This window comes from Cryobacterium sp. TmT2-59, assembly GCF_004403545.1.
Lineage (GTDB): Bacteria > Actinomycetota > Actinomycetes > Actinomycetales > Microbacteriaceae > Cryobacterium > Cryobacterium shii.
The window spans coordinates 1-19,010 of sequence record NZ_SOGM01000093.1 but is presented as its reverse complement, the minus strand read 5'-3'; the positions used below and the strand labels follow the sequence as shown (position 1 = coordinate 19,010).

Sequence of the window (19,010 nt, the reverse complement as noted above, 5' to 3'; positions counted from 1 at the left end):
GAACTTACCCGTTGCGCCGCGCGTTGCGCGCGCACGGGTCGTCGCTCAGCCGGCGGCCAGCTCCCCCGGGTGGGTGAAACGCCAGCCGGGTCCCGGGTCGCTGATCGTGGTGTCGAGCACCAGGGGGACGCTGACGGTGTCAGCGCCGACGGCGAAGTCGACCGTGCCGACGGGGTCGCCGGCGTCGCCGAGGGTGAGCTTCTCGGCCGTCGGCCGGACGGTGATGGGGGTGTCCGACCAGACGATTGCGGAGGCCTCGCGGTCCGTGACCGCCTGGCTCTCCTGTCCCCACTGAGTGCCGTAGTCGGCGTAGGCCGCGCCCTTGTCCGTCAGCTTGACCTGCCGGAAACCGGGTTCGACGCTGTCGATCAGGTCCGCAATCGACTGGTTCAGCTCGGTGTGGGTGTCCCCGCCGAGCATGACGCCGACCAGGGTGACGGTCTTCCCCCCGACCTTGAACTCGGCCGAGAACAGCAGGCAGGCGCCCGCCTCATCCGTCGTCCCGGTCTTGAGACCCGTGACGCCGTGCTTGCCGAGGAGTTTGTTGGTGTTGGTGACGGTACCGATGACGGGCAGGTCGGCGGTTTTCATCGAGACGATCGAGGCGAGAGCGGGGTTCTCCAGCACCAGCTTGCCGATCTTGACCAGGTCGGCGAGGCTGCTCTTGCTGCCCGGCGACAACCCGCTCGTGTCGGCCACGACGGTGTCGTTCAGGCCGTGCGCGGCGAGCCAGGTTTCCGCGGCGGCCAGGTACGCGTCGACGGATCCGAAGGCCCAGACGGCCAGGGAGATGCTGTAGTTGTTCGCGGAGGGCAGGAGCATGGCCTCGAACGCCTGGCGCTGGCTGAGCACCATGCCGGCGGACACCGGGGCGACCGAACCGTTCTCGGCGACGACCTGATAATAGATGTCCACGTCGTCGTCGGTGAATTTGATGTCGGGTCCGGCCTGCTTGGTGGTGAGGGGCTTCTTCTCGAGCACGACGAGGGAGGTCACCATCTTGGTGATGCTCGCAATCGGCACCGAGCCCTGCTCGCCGGTGGAACCGAGGAGGTCGGGGTAACCGACGGCGCCGATCGCCCCGGCGCCCACGCCCGGCCAGTCCAGCTCGGCGGCGGGCTGGGTCAGTTCCGCGGGCTTGCTCACCTCGACGGCCGCGGCCGGCGCCGGGGCCAGCCCCGTGCCGGAGAGGTAGCCGACACCGGAGAGAAGGACCACAAGACCACCCGCAACGGCGAAACGACGACGGCGGTAGATTTGGCCTCGGGTCATCGTCATCCGTCGATTCTACCCACGACCCCTGTGCCGGACCTGCTATACCCTGACCCGCAGGGCGTAGAGGGCCACGGCACTCGCCGAGGCCACGTTGAGCGAATCGACGCCGTGCAGCATGGGGATTGTGACCACCGTGTCCGCGGCGGAGAGCGCCTGGGTGCTGAGACCGTCACCCTCGGCGCCGAGGATGAGCGCCAGGCGTTCCGGGGCGTCACCGGCGAACTGTTCCAGCGTCACGGCATCGTCGGAGAGCGCCAGGGCGGCCAGGTGGAAACCGGCCTCGTGCAGCAGCGGCGCCGCTGCGGCCCACTCCGGCAGCCGGGTCCACGGCACCTGCAGCACCGTGCCCATGCTCACCCGCACGCTCCGCCGGTACAGTGGATCGGCGCAGCGCGGGGTGATCAGCACGGCGTCGGCACCGAGTCCGGCGACCGAGCGGAAGATGGCGCCCACATTGGTGTGATCGACGATGTCTTCGAGAATCACGATTCTGCGGGCATCCCGGATCACCTCGCTCACGGGAGCGAGGGGCGGGCGGTGCATGGCCGCCAGCGCACCGCGGTGCAGGTTGTACCCCGTGAGCCGTTCCAGCACGGATGCGGCGCCGACGTAGACGGGCACGTCCGGCCAGTCCGCCAGCAGGGGCAGCACGTCGGGCAGCCACTGCTCCTGCAGCAGCACGGAGCGCGGCCGGTGCCCGGCGGCAAGCGCCCGGGTGATCACCTTGCTCGACTCGGCGATGTAGAGGCCACTCGCCGGTTCCGAGACGCGGCGCAGGGCCACATCCGTCAGCCTCGAGTAGTCGGCCAGACCGGGCAGGTCGAGGTCTTCAATGTGAACGATCTGCACAGCGGCGGCGCCTTTCCAGGGGGTGAACCTCTCCAGCCTGCCAGTTCCGTCACCAACTGGAAAACCGGCGAGTTTAGACTCGGGTGTACAAGAGATGGAGCAGCATGAGCACCGAGACGCTTCCGAACGCCGCCGCAGCCGCGACCGCGGCTCATGCCGCGCTCGAATCAGCGCTCGACGCCGTGGCCGCGCTGCTGCGGGGCAAGCGCACCGCGGTGCTGACGGGCGCCGGGGTCAGCACCGATTCCGGTATTCCCGACTACCGAGGCAAGGGCGCCCCCGTGCGCACACCGATGAATTTCCAGACTTTCGTCGGCGACGAACGTGCCCGCAAACGCTACTGGGCCGGCAGCCACCTCGGCTGGCGCCGATTCCGGGAGGCGGAACCCAACCTGGGGCATCGGTCCCTCGCCCGGCTGGAGCAGAGCGGCGCGATCTCGGGGGTCATCACCCAGAACGTCGACGGCCTGCACACCAGGGCCGGGTCCCGGCACGTCGTGGACCTGCACGGCTCCATGGACCTCGTCGTCTGCCTGGACTGCGGTCAGGCGTTCGGCCGGGACAGCATCGCCGCCCGACTCGAGGCGTCCAATCCGGCCCTACTGGTGCAGGAATCGGTGCGATCGGCCCCGGACGGCGACGCGGAGGTCACCGACGTCGACGGTTTCACCGTGCCCGGCTGCACGGTCTGCGGCGGGATGCTCAAGCCCAACGTGGTCTTCTTCGGGGAACTCGTTCCGACCGTGAAATTCACCGAGGCCACCGCCCTGGTCTCCGGGGCCGAGGCGCTGGTCATCGCCGGCTCATCCCTGTTCGTCAACTCCGGCATCCGGCTCCTCGAGCAGGCCCGCCGGCGCAAGCTGCCCATCGTCGTGATCAACCGGGGCGAGACCAAGGGCGACGGGCGCGCCCTGATCAAGCTGGAGGCCGGCACGTCGGAGTCGCTGGCGGGGCTGGCAGTGCGGCTCGGATGACCAGGCTCTCGATCGTGCGCCACGGCCAGACCGAGTGGAACCTTCACACCCGGATCCAGGGCAGCACGGACATCCCGCTGAATTCGACCGGCCGCGCCCAGGCCGCCGAGGCCGGGTTGCGCCTGCGTGCCCACCACTGGGACAGGATTGTCACCAGTCCGCTGGACCGGGCGCATGAGACCGCCCGGATCATCGCCGGGGAGCTGGGACTGCCCGGGCCGGAGGTCATCCCGGCCCTCACCGAACGCCACCACGGCCAAATCGAAGGCCTGACCTTCGCCGAACGCCAGCGTCGCTTTCCCGACGGGGTCGCCGTCCCCGGCCTGGAGACGCGCCAGGCGGTGCTGGACCGGGTGTTGCCGGCTTTCGCTCTGGTGTCCGCCGAGCATCCGGGCGAGTCGGTGCTCGTCATCTGCCACGGCGGAGTGATCGGCACCCTGATCCGGAGCATGACGTCCGGCGAACGACCACGTCAGAACGAGCTCATCGCCAACGGCTCCGTGCACGACTTCGTCTGGCGGGATGGCCGGCTGCATCTCGAGCATTTCGACGCGACCCTGCGCACCGTCGCCGAGAACACGCACTACACGGGCTGAGCCGACTCGGTGCCCGCCTCGGTGCCGATACCGGGCCGAGTGTCGGTTCCGGCCCCGCGGCCGCCGTCGGACGCAAGCCCGGTGAGCAGCGCCAGAAGCTTCCGGGCGGAGTCGTGCCAGGTGAAGCGGGCGGCCTGGCCGAGGGATTTCCCGGAGCGGTCGGCCCACTCGCCCGGCTCGTCGAGCCGCCTCACCGCGGCCGCGAGGGCCTGCGCACTGGTGGGGTCGAAGTACAGCGCGGCGTCGCCGCCGATTTCCCGGAAGATGGGAATGTCGCTCACGACGACCGGGAGGCCGAGCCCCATCGCCTCGACCAGGGGGATGCCGAAGCCTTCGTCCAGGGAGGCGCTGACGAGGGCGGTCGCCGAACGCAGGACATCGACGTACTCCTCGTCGGTCACGCCGTCGTGGAAGACCAGCCGGGCCTTCGGGGCGAGCGCGATCAGGCGTTCCCGCTCCGGCGCCGGGACCCGGCTCATCAGGTGCAGCTCGTGCTCCGGCAGCTCCGCCGCGGCCCGGACGAGGGTGTCGACGTTCTTGTAGGGCATGAACGAGCCCATGTACACGAGCCGGCCGGTGGCCGGCGTGCGGCGGCGTTCCGGCGCGGCCGTGAGTGCGCCGGCGGCGTTGGGGATCACGGTGATCGGCCGACGGGTCAGGCGGTGTTCCAAGATCAGGTCGCGGGTGGTCGCGGAGACCGTCACGACCCCGTCTGCGCGGTTCAGGAGCATCCGTTGCGGCCACCAGGACAGGTGGTACAGGCGCCAGAGCACGCGCACGAAGGCCGGGAGGTCTCGCGGCGGGGTGGGATTGCGGTAGTAGATCAGGTCGTGCACGGTCAGGATCAGGTGGTATCGCCGCCCCCAGGACCCCATCGTTTGCATGGGGCTGAACACGACGCCCGGCTGGAGCCGGTTGAGCTGCCGGGCGAGGAACGGTTCACGGATGCTGGTGGGCGCGCTCACGAGCTGCCAGGGCAGGTCGGGCAGCAGGTCGAGTTGCCGGTGGTCGTTGATGAGCATTGTCACCGGGTGCAGTTTGCCCAGTTCGGTGACCAGGCCGGCCGTGTAGCGGCTGATGCCGTCGTGTCGGTCGAACCGGGTGTAGCGGCAGTCGAAGAGGATTCTCATGCCGGGTTCCGCTCGCTCAGGAACCCGCGCAGCGCGTCGGCCGCCTGGGCCGGCACCTCGTAGTGGATGAGGTGTCCCACCCCGGGGATCACGTGCAGGGTCGCATCCGGGAACAGTCTCTGCAGGCGGTGCTGGGCCGCGACCGGCGTGATGTCGTCCTTCTCCGCGGCGATGAGCAGGGTCGGCTGGCGGATCCGGGCGGCGAACTCGCTGACATCGGCGCCGACGGAGGCGGTGAACGCCTCCAGCACGACGCGCCGGTCCGCGAAGGCGGAGAAGTACCGGTCGTGCTGGTCGTGGATCCAGCGACGGAGCCCGCGGTCCCCGGTCTTCGCCATCGTCACGCTCATCACCCGGACGATCAGCCGGTTGCGCAGCAGGGCGAAGCCGAGCCGCTCCGGCAACCGTGCCCCCGCCCAGTAGTAGAACACGGCCAGTCGGGTGAGGATGCCCCGCGGTCCGGCCAGCGCCGGGGCGGCGATGGGATTGACCAGCACCACCTCGTCCGCAGGCAGTCCGCCGGCGACGGACGCGGCCACGACGATGGACCCGAAGGAGTGCCCGAGCACAACGACCCGCCCGGTCGGGGCAAGTCCCGTGACGAAGTCCGCGAGCCAGCGGCCGTAGCCGGCGATGTCGTGGCCGCCCTGCGGCAGCGCCTCCGACTCGCCGAAGCCCGGCAGGTCCGGTGAGATCATGCGGTAACCCGGCAGCTGCGCGACCACCGGTTCGAGCCCGTGGTGATCTCCCCGGAAGCCGTGCACCATCACGATCGTCGTCGCGCCGGCCGGGTCTCCGTATTCCCAGAACCGCGTACGGCTTCCGAGCACGGTCACGGTATGGGCATTCACGGGGATACGCGCGAGCATCGCGTCGTAGGGAGAGGGAACGTTCATCAGACCAAGTTTAGGGCGGCGGGTGTCACCCATCCGAACCTAAAACCGGCCGGTGATCCTAGAATCGGGGTGATCACTCTCGCTTTCAGTGCCCCGCGGACAGGAAGGAACAACGTGAGCTTCACCGCCCCCATCCAGCTGCCCGGTCTCACCCTCGACCCGCGCTGGTACAAGCGCGCGGTGTTCTATGAGGTGATGGTGCGGTCCTTCGTCGACAGCAACGGGGACGGCGCCGGTGACATGGCCGGGCTGATCTCACGGCTCGACTACATGCAGTGGCTCGGCATCGATGCCCTCTGGATCCCGCCGTTTTTCTCCTCCCCGCTCAAGGATGGCGGTTACGACGTGTCCGATTACCGATCGATCCTGCACGATTTCGGCACCCTCGACGAGTTCAAGGAGCTCGTGACCAAGGCCCACGAACGCAATATGCGCATCGTCATTGACCTCCCGCTGAACCACACCTCTGACCAGCATGCCTGGTTTCAGGAGTCCAGGGAACACCCGGAGGGCCCCTACGGCGACTACTACGTGTGGAGCGACACCGATGAGAAGTATCCGGACATCCGCATCATCTTCACCGACACGGAGGAGTCGAACTGGGCTTTCGACGCCGTGCGGCGGCAGTTCTACTTCCACCGGTTCTTCTCGCACCAGCCCGACCTGAATTTCGAGAACCCCGCCGTGCACGAGTCCGTCTTCGAGGTCGTGCGGTTCTGGCTCGACCTGGGCGTGGACGGCTTCCGCCTCGACGCCATCCCCTATCTGTACGAATCGGATGAGGGGAACGGCGAGGGTGAGCCGCCCACCCACGAATTCATCCGGAAGCTGCGCAGGATGGTCGACCGGGACTAGCCGGGCCGGATCATGATCGCCGAGGCCAACCCGTGGCCTCGGGAGGTGGCCGCGTTCCAGGGTTCCGAAGCCGAGCCCAAATGTCACATGGCCTTCGATTTCCCGGTGATGCCCCGCATCTTCTACTCGCTCCGGTCGCAACGGGCCGACGAACTCGTCCGGGTCCTGTCCGAGACGACGGACATTCCTGAGGCCGCCGGCTGGGCCGTGTTCCTGCGCAACCACGACGAACTGACCCTGGAGATGGTGAGCGAGGAGTACCGGCAGGCGATGTACGGCTGGTACGCGTACGACCCACGGATGCGCGCGAACCTCGGTATCCGCCGCCGCCTCGCTCCCCTGCTGGACAATTCCCGGTCCGAGATGGAACTGGCCCACGCTCTCCTGTTCGCCCTGCCCGGCAGCCCGTTCCTGTATTACGGCGACGAAATCGGCATGGGTGACAATATCTGGCTCCCCGACCGGGACAGCTCGCGCACGCCGATGCAGTGGACCCCGGACCGGAACGCCGGCTTCTCGGACGCGAACCCCGGCAAGCTCTAGCTCCCGGTCGTCATGTCGCTCGTCTACCACTACACCCAGACCAACGTCGAGACGCACCTGGCCAAGTCGAGTTCGCTGCTGCACTGGGTGCGCAACGTCATCCATGTGCGCAAGAACCACCCGACCTTCGGTCTCGGATCGATCCGTGTCGTGCAAACGGACCACGAATCGGTGCTCGCCTTCACTCGCGAGTACGCCGGATCGGGGACGAGCTTCGGGGACCAGCCGGAAACGGTGCTGTGCGTGTTCAACTTTTCGCACAACCCCATCGCCGTCCGGATCCAGGATCCCCAGCTGGCCGGGAGCGGCCTCCGCGACGTCTTCGGCGGATCGGTCTTCCCCAGCTTCGACGACGAGGGATCGCTCACTCTCACCCTCGGGGCCCAGAGTTTCTTCTGGCTGCACTGCGGCTGAACGGCGGTCTCCACGGGGCGGCATCATCCGATGACGGCGGTCGGCCCTAGGCTTTCCCCATGAGCAACTGGAGTGATACCCTCGCCGTTTTCGACCTCGAGACGACCGGCATCGATGTGGAGACGTGCCGCATCGTGTCTGCCACCGTGGCCATCATCGATGCGACCGGGCAGGTGCTCGAGCGCGTCGACTGGCTCCTCAACCCCGGGATCGACATCCCGGTGCAGGCCACCAATGTGCACGGCATCACCACCAAGCACGCCGTGCTGAACGGGCGTGACGCTGCCGACGGCGTCGCCGAGATCGTGGCGACCATCCGGGAGCATCTGGCCCGCGGTCTCCCCCTGGTCGCTTACAACGCGCCGTACGACCTGACCCTGCTCAACCGCGAGTGCCTCCGCTATGGGGTGTCGCCGCTCGTCTCACCCTCTCCCGTCGTGGACCCGCTGGTCATCGACAAGGCCGTCGACCGGTACCGCAAGGGAAAGCGAACCCTCGAGGTCACGAGCGCGTTCTACGGGGTCTCCCTGGACGACGCGCATGACTCCGGGGCGGATGCGGTCGCCGCCGGCAGGGTGGCCCAGGCCATCGCCCGGGCGCACGTGAAGACGCTGCCGGTCGAGGTGGGCGACCTGCACCTGCTGCAGGCCCAGTGGTCCCTGCAGCAGGCCGAAAACTTCCAGGCCTACATGCGCCGTGAGCGTGACCCTGCGTTCGTCGCAGCCGGCGCCTGGCCCGAGCGCTAGAAACGACCGAGCGAATACACGCAAAAGGGCGGCCAGCCGAAGCTGGTCGCCCTTTTGCGTGTTACGCCGCGATGGGGTGGGTGTTACTTGCCGAAACCCTTGTACCGCGAGTTGAACTTCTCGACGCGTCCGGCCGAGTCCATGATGCGCTGCTTGCCGGTGTAGAAAGGGTGCGACTCCGACGAGATCTCAACGTCGATGACCGGGTAGGTGGTTCCATCAGTCCACTCGATGGTCTTGGAGCTGGAGACCGTCGAACGGGTAAGGAACGTCGCACCCGACGCCAGGTCGCGGAAAACCACGGGAGCGTACGTGGGGTGAATGTCAGACTTCATGAAGACTTCCTTATTGCTGTTCGATTGGTGAGTTGCGCTTCGATTAGCGAGTTCAGACTCGCCAGTTACGGCAGAAAAAATGTGCGGTCCGAGGACCGACTGTCAAGTTTAGCAGAATCCTGCCGCAGTGAGGGCCATCCGTGGCGGTCAGGCCGCTCGGGCGCCGAAACGCCCGTCGGTCTCGCGCAGCTCGATCGGCAGCCCGAATGATTCGGTGAGGGATTCCGCGGTCAGGGCCTCCGCCAGCGGACCGGCACTGACGACACGGCCCCCGTTGAGCAGCAGCGCATGCGTGAAACCGAGGGGGATCTCCTCGACGTGGTGGGTGACCATGATGATGGCCGGGGACTGCGGCTCGCTCGCATACCCGCCGAGCAGTTGGAGAAGTTCCTCGCGCGCGCCCAGGTCCAGGCTGGCCGCCGGCTCGTCCAGGAGCAGAACCTCAGGGTCGGTCATGACGGACCGGGCGATCTGCACGCGCTTCTGCTCGCCGTCGCTGAGGGTGCCGAACTTGCGGTCGGCCAGCGTGTCGAGCTTCCACTCGCTGAGAACGCGCTGGGCCCGTCGTTCGTCGATCGCCTCGTATTCCTCGGTCCAGCGACCCGTGACCGAGTAGGCGGCCGTCATGACGACGTCGAGGACCTTTTCGTTCGCGGGTACCTTACGGGCCATGGCAGTGGAGGCGAATCCGATCCGCGGGCGGAGCTCGAACAGGTCGGTGCGACCGATCGGCTCTTCGAGCACTTCCGCGCTTCCGCTGGAGGGGTGCACGAGTGCGGCCGCGATCTGCAGGAGGGTCGTTTTCCCGGCGCCGTTCGGGCCGAGAATCACCCAGCGCTGGTCGTCATCAACACTCCAATTCACTGAGTCGAGGATGGTTGTGCCATCCCGGACGACGGAGACGTCGGTGAAGTGAAGAACGTTGACCATAGAGCCATGCTATCTGCCGTGGTGCGGCGCGGGGCACGCAGGCCCGGCGCCGCACCACGCGGATAGCCGTTCTGGGCTCAGTACTTCTGGGCTCAGTACTTCACTTCCAGGCTCAGAGCAGTGACGCGTAGATCTCCCGGGTGCGGGTGGCGATCTGGCTCCAGCTGAACTTCTGTTCCGCACGGACGCGCCCGGCCCGGCCCATTTCGGCGGCCAGCGCCGGGTCGGAGAGCACCTCGATCAGCGTGCGGGACAGGTCGGCCACGAAGAGATCCGGGTCGATGGGCGTCCCGGTTCCGTCGGTGGCCTGGTCGATCGGCACCAGCCGGCCGGTGACACCGTCGGCAACGACCTCGGGGATGCCGCCGGTCGCCGTTCCCACTACCGGCAGCCCGCAGGCCATGGCCTCCAGGTTGACGATGCCGAGCGGTTCGTAGACCGACGGGCAGACGAAGACGGTGCCGGCGGTGAGCACGGCCGCGAGCTCGTGCTGCGGCAGGAGACGGTCGATCCAGACCACGCCGGAACGTTCCCGCTGCAACGCTTCGACGCCCGCGGTGACCTCGGCCATGATGCCCGGGGTGTCCGGCGCACCGGCGCAGAGCACGAGCTGAACGTCCGGCGGGAGGGTCGCAGCGGCGCGGAGCAGGTAGGGCAGGCCTTTCTGCCTCGTGATGCGGCCCACGAAGACCACGGCGGGACGGTCCGGGTCGATGCCCAGCCCCCGCACGACGTCCTCGTCTTCGGTCGGCTTCCACCGTTCGAGGTCGATGCCGTTGTAAACGACCTGCACGCGGGACTCGTCCAGCGCCGGGTAACTGCGGAGGATGTCGCGGCGCATGCCCCCGCTCACGGCGATGACGGCATCCGCGGCCTCGAAGGCCGTGCGCTCGATCCAGCTGGAGACCCGGTAGCCGCCGCCGAGCTGCTCGGCCTTCCACGGCCGGAGGGGCTCGAGGCTGTGCGCCGTCACCACGTGCGGGACTCCGTGCAGCAGCTTGGCGAGGTGGCCGGCGCCGTTGGCGTACCAGGTGTGCGAGTGCACGATGTCGGCACCCTGCACGTCCTGGGCCATCTGGAGGTCCACGCCGAGCGTGGCCAGGGTCGCGTTCGCATCCGCGAGCTCGGTCGGCACATCGTAAGCGAACGTATCGGGGGCGTCCCGCGCTGCGCCGAAGCACCGCACCACCACATCGATGTCGGTGCGGAGGGCTCGAACAAGCTCCGCGACGTGCACGCCAGCCCCGCCGTAAATCTCCGGGGGGTATTCCTTCGTAAGTAGATCGACTCGCATGAGGCAAAGCTAGCGCAGGCTGGCCCGTGACACACCGACACGTGCTGGATCGAGGCATGGAATGGCCCTACTCTGAAGTCATGCAGTCAAAGAAGATCTTCGGAATCGTGCTCGCCGGCGGAGAAGGTAAGCGGCTTATGCCGTTGACCGAGGACCGTGCGAAACCGGCGGTGCCCTTCGGGGGTCATTACCGGCTGATTGACTTCGCCTTGTCAAATCTGATCAACTCCGGGCTCACGCAACTCGTCGTGCTCACCCAGTACAAGTCACACAGCCTCGACCGGCATGTGTCCCAGACCTGGCACGTCTCCGGCGGCCTGTTCAACTCTTATATCGCCTCCGTGCCCGCGCAGCAGCGCCTCGGCAAACGCTGGTTCAGCGGTTCGGCCGACGCGATCCTGCAGAGCCTCAACCTGATCCACGACGAGAAGCCCGACATCGTCGTCGTCGTCGGCGCCGACCACGTCTACCGCATGGACTTCAGCCAGATGATCCAGGCGCACATCGCCTCGGGAGCGGCGGCGACCGTCGCGGCCATCCGTCAGCCGATCGCCCTCGCCGACCAGTTCGGCGTGATCGAGGTCGACGCGGCCACCCCGGATCGCATCCGCGACTTCCGGGAGAAGCCGAAGGACGCCATCGGCCTCGCCGATGCGCCGCATGAGGTCTTCGCGTCCATGGGCAACTACGTTTTCAACACGGATGCCCTGATCGAGGCCGTTCTCCGCGACGGGGAACGTACCGACTCGAGCCACGACATGGGCGGCGACATCATCCCTGACTTCGTGTCCCGCGGCGAGGCGGGGGTCTATGACCTCAAGCTCAACGACGTGCCCGGGTCCACCGACCGCGACCGCGACTACTGGCGCGATGTGGGTACCATCGACTCGTTCTTCGAGGCGCACCAGGACCTGATCAGCGCCCTGCCCGTGTTCAACCTCTACAACCAGAAGTGGCCGATCTTCAGCCAGCAGCTGAACTCGCCGCCGGCGAAGTTCGTGCGCGACGGGCGGGGCTTCCTCGGCACCATGATCGACTCGATCGTGTCCCTGGGCTGTGTCATCTCGGGTGCGCACATCGAACGCAGCGTCCTCGGCCCGTGGGCCGCAATCGATTCCGGTGCCCAGGTCGTCGACTCGATTGTCTTCGACCGGGTGCAGATCAAGGCGGGCGCGACCGTGCGCCGGGCCATCCTGGACAAGAACGTGGTCGTCGCCGCCGGCGCCGAGGTCGGGGTCGACCATGACCGTGACCGGGCCCGCGGGTTCAGCGTCACCGATTCCGGCATCACCGTGGTGGGCAAGGGAGTGCACGTCAACCCGTGACCGGTCCCGCGCGTTTCCTCGTGGTCCTGGACGCCGACTCCACGCTGATCGAGAACGAGGTGATCGAGCTGCTCGCGGACGCGGCGGGCTCGCTGGCCCTGGTCGCCGAGGTGACCGAACGGGCGATGCTCGGCGAGATCGATTTCGCCGAGAGCCTGCGGGAGCGGGTGCGGACCCTCGCGGGTCTTCCCACCGGCGTGTTCGAGGAGGTGGGGCGGTTGGTCCGCCCCACCCTCGGGGTGCCCAATCTGATCGCCGGCCTGCATTCGAACGGGAGTCTGATCGGAGTCGTCTCGGGCGGGTTCCATGAGATCCTCGACCCCCTCGCCGAGACTCTCGGACTGGACCACTGGCGAGCCAACCGTCTCGAGGTGGCCGACGGGCGCCTGACCGGCGGCCTGCTCGGCCCGATCATCGACGCGGCGGCCAAAGCGGCCACATTGCGCGAGTGGGCCGCACTGGAGTGCGTCGCGCTCCCCCAGACCGTCGCCGTCGGGGACGGGGCCAACGACCTGCAGATGCTGCACGCCGCCGGGCTCGGGATCGCATTCAACGCGAAGCCGGTGGTCAGGGAACAGGCCGACCTGGCCATCGACATCCGGGACCTCAGCCAGGTGCTCCCGATGCTGGGGCTGCGCGGTTAGTGCCCCATGCCCAGGCCGCCGTCGACGGGGATGACCGCGCCGGAGATATAGGCGGCATCGTCGCCGGCGAGCCAGGTGACGACACGCGCGACCTCACCCGGTGTGGCGAAACGGCCGGCCGGGATGCTTCGCTTGTAATCGGCCTGCTGTGACTCGGACAGCTGGGCCGTCATGTCGGTCTCGATGAAGCCGGGGGCCACGACGTTGGCCGTGATCCCTCGGGCACCGAGTTCCCGGGTGACCGAGCGGGCCAGACCGATCAGGCCGCTCTTGGACGCGGAGTAGTTGACCTGTCCGGCCGACCCGTGCAGGCCGACCACGCTGGAGATCAGCACGATGCGGCCGAATCGGGCCTTGAGCATGCCCTTCGACGCCCGCTTGACCACGCGGAACGCCCCGCTGAGGTTGGTGTCGATGACCGACGTGAAATCCTCCTCCGTCATGCGCATCAGCAGGGTGTCGCGGGTGATGCCGGCGTTGGCGACGACAACTTCCACCGGGCCCAGGGCGGCTTCGATCTCGGTGAAGGCGGCGTCGATCGAGGCGGCATTGGTCACGTCGGCGCGCACGGTCAGGCTGCCGGCGGGGCCCTCGCCGCTTCTCGCCGTCACGGCCACCCGGTGGCCCTGGCGGACGAACTCCTCGGCGATGGAGAAACCGATTCCGCGGTTTCCGCCGGTGACAAGAACGGTGCGGCCAGTCGTCATTTGCGGGTCCTATCTCTTCCCAGCGAACGAACACCGTGCGCACGTATATTCCAGTTTAGGCGGTGCAGGTCATCGTTCGACGAGACGTAGGCTTAACACGGAAAACTTCACCGACTGACCGAATCGATGGCACTCATGAAACAGCAGTCGATCACCACTCTCCCGCCTTCACCCGATGAGGAGCGGCGATCCCGGATGATCAAGTATTCGATCGCCATGGGCATCCGCATGGTCTGCATCGTGCTGATGCTCTTCGTGCAGGGCTGGTGGCTGCTCCTGTGCGCCATCGGTGCGATCGCACTGCCCTACTTCGCCGTCGTCGTGGCGAACGTGCAGGGCGGGGGCGCCCGTGCCACCGTGGTAAGGCCGGGCGCGATCCAGGTACACCGGCTGCCGGACAAGGATGAGAGCGGAACGTGATCGGGCTCGGAACTGAGCCAGAGAAGACGACGTGCTCCCGGGCTGGATGCCGCGAGGCTGCGGGCTGGCGGGTGGACTGGCGCAATCCCCGCATCCACTCCGCCGACCGGGTCAAGACCTGGCTCGCCTGTGACGAGCACGTCGACTATCTCCGGGATTTCCTGGCCAGCCGGGACTTCCCGGTATCCGTGGTCCCGCTCGCCCCCTCGCCGGAAGCGGAACCGGCGTGACCGGTTGGAGGTTCGCGTTCACCCGGCGCTGGGCCGGCTACCTCGCGGTGACCATCCTCTTCGCCGCGGTGTGCGCCGGGCTCGGGCTGTGGCAGATTGCCCGCCGGGATCAGGCCCTCGCGGAAATCAGAAGGGTGGAGGCCAACTACGGTGCGACACCCGTGCCGCTCAAGGAGGCTCTGCCAACGCGCGGGTCCTTCTCCGAGTCGCAGAAGTGGCTGCCGGTGGAGATGACCGGCACCTACCTGAGCGAGGATGAGCTGATCGTGCGCAACCGCCCGCTCAACATCAACCCCGGTTTCGAGGTACTCACTCCCCTGCTCCTCGCCGACGGCTCCGTCTTCATCGTCGACCGAGGCTGGCTGCCGACCGGGGAAACCTCGGAGGCCCCCGCTTCGGTGCCCAACGCCCCGGCCGGCCAGGTCACCGTCGTCGCGCGCCTGAAGGCCGGGGAACCGTCCCTGGCCGGTCGTTCGGCCCGGGGAAACCAGATCGCCACGATCAACCTGACCGAGGTGGCCGCGCGACTGGACGCCCCGACCTACACCGGGGCCTACGGGCTGATGGCGTCGGAGGATCCGGCCCCGGCGGACCGGCCGGTCGCCGTCACCCGCCCGGTGAAGGACGAGGGGCCGCACCTGTCCTATGCGTTCCAGTGGTTCGTCTTCGCCCTGATGGGCTTCGTGGGGCTGGGCTGGGCCATCCGTCAGGAGTTCCGCAGCGTGAACATCGACGACCCGACCGAGCGAGTGCGGGCTGCAGCTCGGGCGCGCCGCGCGGCTGCTCGTCCGCGCAGCGATTCGGAGATCGAGGACGACCTCATCGACAGCCCGCGTTAAGCGGGTTCACCGCGGTGATCAGGCCAGCGTGAACCGGCCAGGCCGGCGTGAACTGATCAGGCCAGCGTGATGAGGTCGAGGTAGTCCTTGTTCCAGTGGTCCTCGGTGCCGTCCGGCATGATCAGGACCCGTTCGGGGTTGAGCGCTTCGACCGCACCCTCATCGTGGCTGACCAGGACGACAGCGCCGGCATAGTGCGCCAGGGCGTCGAGGATCTCCTCACGGCTGGCCGGGTCGAGGTTGTTGGTCGGTTCGTCAAGCAGCAGAACGTTCGCTCCCGACACCACGATCATCGCCAGGGCCAGTCGAGTCTTCTCGCCGCCGGACAGGACGCCGGCCGGTTTGTGCGAGTCGTCCCCGGTGAAGAGGAACGAGCCCAGGACACGGCGTGCTTCCATCTCGCTGATGTTCGGCGACGAGGACACCATGTTCTCCAGCACGCTGCGCTTGACGTCGATCGTCTCGTGCTCCTGGGCGTAGTAGCCGATCCGTAATCCGTGCCCGGGTACGATCTCGCCGGTGTCTGGCTGGTCCACCCCGGCGAGCATGCGCAGAAGGGTCGTCTTGCCTGCACCGTTGAGACCGAGGATGACGACCTTCGAGCCGCGGTCGACGGCGAGGTCGACGGCGGCGAAGATTTCGAGGGAACCGTAGCTCTTCGAGAGATCGGTGGCCATCAGCGGGGTGCGCCCGCAGGGAGACGGCTCGGGGAAACGCAGCTTGGCCACCCGATCGACGGCTCGCACGGCATCCAGCCCGGAGAGGAGTTTCTCGGCCCGCGCGACCATCTGGTGGGCCGCCGCGGCCTTGCTCGCCTTGGCGCCGAACTTCGCGGCCTGCAGCTGCAGGGTCGAGGCCTTCTTCTCCGCGTTGGCTCGCTCCTTTTTACGCCGGTCCGCGTCGGCAACACGCTGGCGCTGGTAGTTCTTCCAGTTCATGTTGTAGATGTCGATGACCATGCGGTTGGCATCGAGGTAGAAGACCCGGTTCACGGTGTCGCCGACGAGCTCGATGTCGTGACTGATGATGATGCAGCCGCCGCGGTAGTTCTTCACGAATTCCCTCAGCCAGACGACGGAATCGGCGTCGAGGTGGTTGGTGGGCTCGTCGAGGATCATCGTCTCTGCGGCCGAGAACAGGATGCGGGCGAGTTCGATGCGGCGGCGCTGGCCACCGGACAGGGTTCGGAGCTGCTGGTCGAGGATGCGGTCCGGCAGGTTGAGATTGCTGGCGATCGATGCCGCCTCGGCCTCGGCCGCATAGCCGCCGAGGGCGTTGAACTCGTCGGTGAGGTTGCCGTACGTGCGCATCGCCTTGGCGCTGACCTTGGGGTCGTCGCTGCCCATGTCGATCCCGGCCTGGGCGAGCCCGAGCGAAATCGTGCCGAGGCCGCGGGCGTCGAGGATGCGCGTGCGCGCCAGCATGTCCGGGTCACCCGAGCGCGGGTCCTGGGGCAGGTAACCGATCTCGCCGGTGCGGTCGATGGAGCCGTTGGTCGGCACCGTCTCACCGGCCAGCGTCTTGGTCAGCGTCGTCTTGCCGGCACCGTTACGGCCGACCAGGCCGATCTTGTCACCGGCCGAGACCCGGAAACTGACGTCTTCCATGAGCACGCGCGCCCCAACTCGGATTTCGAGATTTTGCACACTGAGCACAGCAATAGTCCGTTCGGGGAGGTCGTGGAATGAGGAGGCCCAGACGGGCCAGCTTTCAAGTATATTTGTTCGTTTGCCCTCCGGAGTCCGCCGAGCTACGAAAGCGCCCCTTGAAGTGACTTGACGAGCCAGTCACGGTACGCCGGTCCGGACCAGCCGAGGTCGGTGACCAGCGACCGGAATGCCTGCGGGTGGCCGAGCGCCCAGATGGCTGCCGCCGCCTCGTGATCGCTCAGCCCGCTGCGCAGACCCCGCCGAGCTCGTAGCGCGGATGCCGCCGACCCGTAGGCGTGGAGCCGCTGGGTGGAACGCCGGATCTCCAGCTTCTCAACGTCCGCATCGACACCGGCCGCTTGAATGATCACCCGGTGCACCGCGGCGGAGCGTTCGTTCGCCGTGACGATGCCGTCGACGAGGGTCCGGATGACGTCCCCTGCGGTGCGCGCCTCCGCGTAGCGCCTCGCGACGGACTCGGGAGCCGGACCCGGGGCGTCAGGACCCGCTGCCGAGAGGTCGAGCACGGCGGAAAGCAGTTCGGCCTTGCCGCCCACGCTGTTGTAGATGGTCTGCACCGCCACGCCGGCCTCCGCCGCGATCGCCGCGATGGAGGTGGGGATATAGCCGCGTTCCAGCATCAGGCGCTGGGCGGCCGCCAGGATCACCGTTCGGGTCGCCACTGATTGAGCCGATCGGCGTGATTCTGCGGGTCTCGGGGCCTCAGACATGTACTTAGATTACCATTCCAATCACTGTAATAGCGTTCCATGTCTGCGATCGGAGCCGTTGATGACGCAGTGTGACCGGTCGGAGGACGCGGACGCGCACCGGCTTCTAGGGTTGCGTCATGACAATTCTGGATACCACTCTTGCCCCGTCCGACCTCTCCGCGGAGCGGGCCGAGCGACTCAGCATCGCCGGCTCCACGTGGCACGACAGCATTGCCGCGGACGCCTCGAATGCCCAGCTGACCTATCGCGTGCGGGGAACCGCCGAGGGTTCGGTCGCCAGCCGAATCACGGCCGGCAAGCATGTTTTCGTGGTCGACGAGCCGGGCGCCCTCGCCGGAGACGACGTCGCGGCGAGCCCGGTCGAGGTGGCGCTCGGAGCGCTCATCTCCTGCCAGGTCGTCGTCTACCGCCTCTACGCCCAGTCCCTGGGTATCCAGGTGGACGAGATCGATGTCATCGCGGACGCGGACCTCGACGTGCGCAATCTCTTCGGCATCGATCAGAGCGTCCGCGCCGGGTTCACCGATGTGCGCCTGACGATCAGCATCACCGGACCGGAATCAGACGAGCGCTACCAGGAACTCCGCTCCACCGTCGATGAGCACTGCCCCGTGCTCGACCTCTTCTCGAACGCCACTCCGGTGTCGGTCACGGTCACCAAGGCTTGACAGCTCGGACTGCGCCAGCAGTGGGCCTGGATTATGATGGGACGGTGAATGAGTCCCTGCCTCTGTGCCCTGAATGCTCCAGCGACCTGACCTACGAGATGGGCGCGCTCCTGGTCTGCCCGCTCTGCGGGCACGAGTGGGCCGCCGAAGCGGCCCCGGAGGCGGAGGCCGCCCCGGACACCACCATCAAGGATGCCTTCGGCTCGGTGCTCGCCGACGGCGACAACGTGACCGTCGTGAAGGACCTGAAGATCAAGGGCAGTTCCACGGTGATCAAGGTGGGCACGAAGGTTCGCGACATCCGCCTGGTGGACGGCGTGGGCGACCACGACATTTCCTGCCGGATCGAGGGTGTCTCCATGCAGCTGAAGTCCAGTGTGGTGAAAAAGGCCTGAGAGCGTGACGCACAACGAATAAGGGGCACCCGCGAATAAGGGGCACCCGCCGAATGGCGGGTGCCCCTTATTCGTGATCAGGTCGTCAGATGGAGAAGCCCAGGGCGCGCATCATGTCTCGTCCGTCATCGGTGATCTTCTCCGGTCCCCACGGCGGCATCCAGACCCAGTTGATGCGGAACTGGTCGACGACCCCGTCCAGGGCCTCGGCGGTCTGTTCTTCGAGCACGTCCGTGAGCGGGCAGCCCGCCGACGTCAGCGTCATGTGGATGATCAGGGCGTCGTTCTCGTCATCCCAGCCCAGGTCGTAGATGAGGCCCAGGTCCACGACGTTGATGCCGAGTTCCGGGTCCATCACGTCTTTGAGCGCCTCTTCGATTTCATCGAATCGCGCCGGAGTCAGCGTTGAAACCATGCGACTAGCCTACGTTTGCTTCGGTCAAAAAGCGATCGTAGCCTTCGTCTTCGAGGCGGTCGGCGAGTTCGGGGCCGCCCTGCTCGGCGATCCGGCCGTCGACGAACACGTGCACGAAGTCCGGCTTGATGTAGCGCAGGATGCGGG

General features: G+C 67.3%; 21 protein-coding genes and 2 pseudogenes. 11 read left to right on the top strand and 12 right to left on the bottom strand.

What is annotated here, in order from left to right:
- Nucleotides 1–45: 45 nt before the first annotated feature.
- Both E3T24_RS14615 and E3T24_RS14610 read right to left on the bottom strand, forming a co-directional pair.
- Nucleotides 46–1,278, bottom strand: coding sequence for a D-alanyl-D-alanine carboxypeptidase (locus tag E3T24_RS14615; protein ID WP_241975770.1), 1,233 nt, complete (start codon nucleotides 1,276–1,278; stop codon nucleotides 46–48).
- A 36-nt stretch (nucleotides 1,279–1,314) separates the two neighbouring features.
- A complete protein-coding gene (locus tag E3T24_RS14610) occupies nucleotides 1,315–2,124 on the bottom strand; it encodes an RNA methyltransferase (protein WP_134366434.1) in 810 nt (269 codons plus the stop codon).
- A gap of 104 nt (nucleotides 2,125–2,228) precedes the next feature.
- Here E3T24_RS14610 and E3T24_RS14605 point away from each other — a divergent pair, with 104 nt between their 5' ends.
- Together E3T24_RS14605 and E3T24_RS14600 are read left to right on the top strand one after the other, a co-directional pair.
- Nucleotides 2,229–3,098 carry a Sir2 family NAD-dependent protein deacetylase gene (locus E3T24_RS14605; RefSeq protein ID WP_134434777.1) on the top strand — a complete coding sequence of 290 codons (870 nt, stop codon included), beginning with the start codon at nucleotides 2,229–2,231 and terminating at the stop codon, nucleotides 3,096–3,098.
- A complete protein-coding gene (locus tag E3T24_RS14600; protein ID WP_134366436.1) occupies nucleotides 3,095–3,694 on the top strand; it encodes a histidine phosphatase family protein in 600 nt (199 codons plus the stop codon). The genes E3T24_RS14605 and E3T24_RS14600 overlap by 4 nt, the downstream gene beginning before the upstream one ends.
- Here E3T24_RS14600 and E3T24_RS14595 read toward each other — a convergent pair.
- Entirely contained in the window at nucleotides 3,682–4,824 is a 1,143-nt protein-coding gene (locus E3T24_RS14595; protein ID WP_134366437.1) for a glycosyltransferase family 1 protein, read from the bottom strand. The genes E3T24_RS14600 and E3T24_RS14595 overlap by 13 nt on opposite strands.
- Nucleotides 4,821–5,720, bottom strand: coding sequence for an alpha/beta hydrolase (locus tag E3T24_RS14590; RefSeq protein WP_134402364.1), 900 nt, complete (start codon nucleotides 5,718–5,720; stop codon nucleotides 4,821–4,823). Before E3T24_RS14590 ends, E3T24_RS14595 begins: the two co-directional genes overlap by 4 nt.
- Nucleotides 5,721–5,834: 114 nt before the next feature.
- On the opposite strand from E3T24_RS14590, the pseudogene treS reads away from it, so the two are divergent.
- A pseudogene (gene treS / locus E3T24_RS14585) lies at nucleotides 5,835–7,532 on the top strand (maltose alpha-D-glucosyltransferase).
- 59 nt (nucleotides 7,533–7,591) lie between these two features.
- Nucleotides 7,592–8,278: a 3'-5' exonuclease gene (locus E3T24_RS14580; protein ID WP_134366439.1), complete on the top strand. Its 687-nt coding sequence runs from the start codon at nucleotides 7,592–7,594 to the stop codon at nucleotides 8,276–8,278.
- 83 nt (nucleotides 8,279–8,361) lie between these two features.
- Here E3T24_RS14580 and E3T24_RS14575 read toward each other — a convergent pair whose 3' ends face one another.
- The 3 genes from E3T24_RS14575 to glgA all read right to left on the bottom strand — a co-directional run bounded on the left by E3T24_RS14575 (nucleotide 8,362) and on the right by glgA (nucleotide 10,837).
- Complete coding sequence (locus E3T24_RS14575; protein WP_104102169.1) at nucleotides 8,362–8,613, bottom strand: type B 50S ribosomal protein L31; 252 nt, start codon at nucleotides 8,611–8,613, stop codon at nucleotides 8,362–8,364.
- 147 nt (nucleotides 8,614–8,760) lie between these two features.
- Nucleotides 8,761–9,543 carry an ABC transporter ATP-binding protein gene (locus tag E3T24_RS14570; protein ID WP_134366440.1) on the bottom strand — a complete coding sequence of 261 codons (783 nt, stop codon included), beginning with the start codon at nucleotides 9,541–9,543 and terminating at the stop codon, nucleotides 8,761–8,763.
- Between the two features lie 112 nt (nucleotides 9,544–9,655).
- A complete protein-coding gene (glgA, locus tag E3T24_RS14565) occupies nucleotides 9,656–10,837 on the bottom strand; it encodes a glycogen synthase (RefSeq protein ID WP_134402363.1) in 1,182 nt (393 codons plus the stop codon).
- Nucleotides 10,838–10,917: 80 nt separating this feature from the next.
- Here glgA and glgC point away from each other — a divergent pair, with 80 nt between their 5' ends.
- On the top strand, nucleotides 10,918–12,162 hold the full coding sequence (gene glgC, locus E3T24_RS14560; RefSeq protein ID WP_134366442.1) for a glucose-1-phosphate adenylyltransferase: 1,245 nt from the start codon (nucleotides 10,918–10,920) through the stop codon (nucleotides 12,160–12,162).
- Complete coding sequence (serB, locus tag E3T24_RS14555; RefSeq protein WP_134366443.1) at nucleotides 12,159–12,806, top strand: phosphoserine phosphatase SerB; 648 nt, start codon at nucleotides 12,159–12,161, stop codon at nucleotides 12,804–12,806. The genes glgC and serB overlap by 4 nt, the downstream gene beginning before the upstream one ends.
- Here the strand turns inward: serB and fabG are convergent.
- Complete coding sequence (gene fabG, locus E3T24_RS14550) at nucleotides 12,803–13,513, bottom strand: 3-oxoacyl-ACP reductase FabG (protein ID WP_134366444.1); 711 nt, start codon at nucleotides 13,511–13,513, stop codon at nucleotides 12,803–12,805. The genes serB and fabG overlap by 4 nt on opposite strands.
- A gap of 126 nt (nucleotides 13,514–13,639) precedes the next feature.
- Here fabG and E3T24_RS14545 point away from each other — a divergent pair, with 126 nt between their 5' ends.
- From E3T24_RS14545 to E3T24_RS14535, 3 genes are read left to right on the top strand one after another with little or no spacing between them, the layout of a single operon-like run.
- Complete coding sequence (locus E3T24_RS14545; RefSeq protein ID WP_134366445.1) at nucleotides 13,640–13,933, top strand: DUF3099 domain-containing protein; 294 nt, start codon at nucleotides 13,640–13,642, stop codon at nucleotides 13,931–13,933.
- Nucleotides 13,930–14,163, top strand: coding sequence for a hypothetical protein (locus E3T24_RS14540; RefSeq protein ID WP_134366446.1), 234 nt, complete (start codon nucleotides 13,930–13,932; stop codon nucleotides 14,161–14,163). Before E3T24_RS14545 ends, E3T24_RS14540 begins: the two co-directional genes overlap by 4 nt.
- Nucleotides 14,160–15,002 (top strand): SURF1 family protein, encoded by an 843-nt coding sequence (locus E3T24_RS14535; protein ID WP_134366447.1) that lies wholly within the window; start codon nucleotides 14,160–14,162, stop codon nucleotides 15,000–15,002. The genes E3T24_RS14540 and E3T24_RS14535 overlap by 4 nt, the downstream gene beginning before the upstream one ends.
- Nucleotides 15,003–15,058: 56 nt before the next feature.
- Here E3T24_RS14535 and E3T24_RS14530 read toward each other — a convergent pair whose 3' ends face one another.
- Nucleotides 15,059–16,657 carry an ABC-F family ATP-binding cassette domain-containing protein gene (locus E3T24_RS14530; RefSeq protein WP_134402362.1) on the bottom strand — a complete coding sequence of 533 codons (1,599 nt, stop codon included), beginning with the start codon at nucleotides 16,655–16,657 and terminating at the stop codon, nucleotides 15,059–15,061.
- A gap of 95 nt (nucleotides 16,658–16,752) precedes the next feature.
- Nucleotides 16,753–17,334, bottom strand: a complete 582-nt coding sequence (locus E3T24_RS14525) for a TetR family transcriptional regulator (RefSeq protein ID WP_241975768.1) — start codon at nucleotides 17,332–17,334, stop codon at nucleotides 16,753–16,755.
- 167 nt (nucleotides 17,335–17,501) lie between these two features.
- On the opposite strand from E3T24_RS14525, the gene E3T24_RS14520 reads away from it, so the two are divergent.
- Nucleotides 17,502–18,053, top strand: coding sequence for an OsmC family protein (locus E3T24_RS14520; RefSeq protein ID WP_134434776.1), 552 nt, complete (start codon nucleotides 17,502–17,504; stop codon nucleotides 18,051–18,053).
- Nucleotides 18,054–18,097: 44 nt separating this feature from the next.
- Entirely contained in the window at nucleotides 18,098–18,448 is a 351-nt protein-coding gene (locus E3T24_RS14515; RefSeq protein WP_134402359.1) for a zinc ribbon domain-containing protein YjdM, read from the top strand.
- An 85-nt stretch (nucleotides 18,449–18,533) separates the two neighbouring features.
- On the opposite strand, the gene E3T24_RS14510 is transcribed toward E3T24_RS14515, so the two are convergent.
- Both E3T24_RS14510 and sufC read right to left on the bottom strand, forming a co-directional pair.
- On the bottom strand, nucleotides 18,534–18,863 hold the full coding sequence (locus E3T24_RS14510) for a metal-sulfur cluster assembly factor (RefSeq protein WP_134366452.1): 330 nt from the start codon (nucleotides 18,861–18,863) through the stop codon (nucleotides 18,534–18,536).
- Nucleotides 18,864–18,867: 4 nt separating this feature from the next.
- A pseudogene (gene sufC / locus E3T24_RS18075) lies at nucleotides 18,868–19,010 on the bottom strand (Fe-S cluster assembly ATPase SufC); the annotation flags it as partial.

Excerpts from the sequence above, each read along its gene's own strand:
- fabG (WP_134366444.1), bottom strand. The coding sequence starts at position 13,513 with ATGACGACTGGCCGCACCGTTCTTGTCACCGGCGGAAACCGCGGAATC.
- E3T24_RS14580 (WP_134366439.1), top strand. The coding sequence starts at position 7,592 with ATGAGCAACTGGAGTGATACCCTCGCCGTTTTCGACCTCGAGACGACC.
- E3T24_RS14520 (WP_134434776.1), top strand. The coding sequence starts at position 17,502 with ATGACAATTCTGGATACCACTCTTGCCCCGTCCGACCTCTCCGCGGAG.
- E3T24_RS14595 (WP_134366437.1), bottom strand. The coding sequence starts at position 4,824 with ATGAGAATCCTCTTCGACTGCCGCTACACCCGGTTCGACCGACACGAC.
- E3T24_RS14545 (WP_134366445.1), top strand. The coding sequence starts at position 13,640 with ATGGCACTCATGAAACAGCAGTCGATCACCACTCTCCCGCCTTCACCC.
- E3T24_RS14605 (WP_134434777.1), top strand. The coding sequence starts at position 2,229 with ATGAGCACCGAGACGCTTCCGAACGCCGCCGCAGCCGCGACCGCGGCT.
- glgC (WP_134366442.1), top strand. The coding sequence starts at position 10,918 with ATGCAGTCAAAGAAGATCTTCGGAATCGTGCTCGCCGGCGGAGAAGGT.
- glgA (WP_134402363.1), bottom strand. The coding sequence starts at position 10,837 with ATGCGAGTCGATCTACTTACGAAGGAATACCCCCCGGAGATTTACGGC.
- E3T24_RS14590 (WP_134402364.1), bottom strand. The coding sequence starts at position 5,720 with ATGAACGTTCCCTCTCCCTACGACGCGATGCTCGCGCGTATCCCCGTG.
- E3T24_RS14615 (WP_241975770.1), bottom strand. The coding sequence starts at position 1,278 with ATGACGATGACCCGAGGCCAAATCTACCGCCGTCGTCGTTTCGCCGTT.
- E3T24_RS14570 (WP_134366440.1), bottom strand. The coding sequence starts at position 9,543 with ATGGTCAACGTTCTTCACTTCACCGACGTCTCCGTCGTCCGGGATGGC.
- E3T24_RS14510 (WP_134366452.1), bottom strand. The coding sequence starts at position 18,863 with ATGGTTTCAACGCTGACTCCGGCGCGATTCGATGAAATCGAAGAGGCG.
- E3T24_RS14575 (WP_104102169.1), bottom strand. The coding sequence starts at position 8,613 with ATGAAGTCTGACATTCACCCCACGTACGCTCCCGTGGTTTTCCGCGAC.
- E3T24_RS14600 (WP_134366436.1), top strand. The coding sequence starts at position 3,095 with ATGACCAGGCTCTCGATCGTGCGCCACGGCCAGACCGAGTGGAACCTT.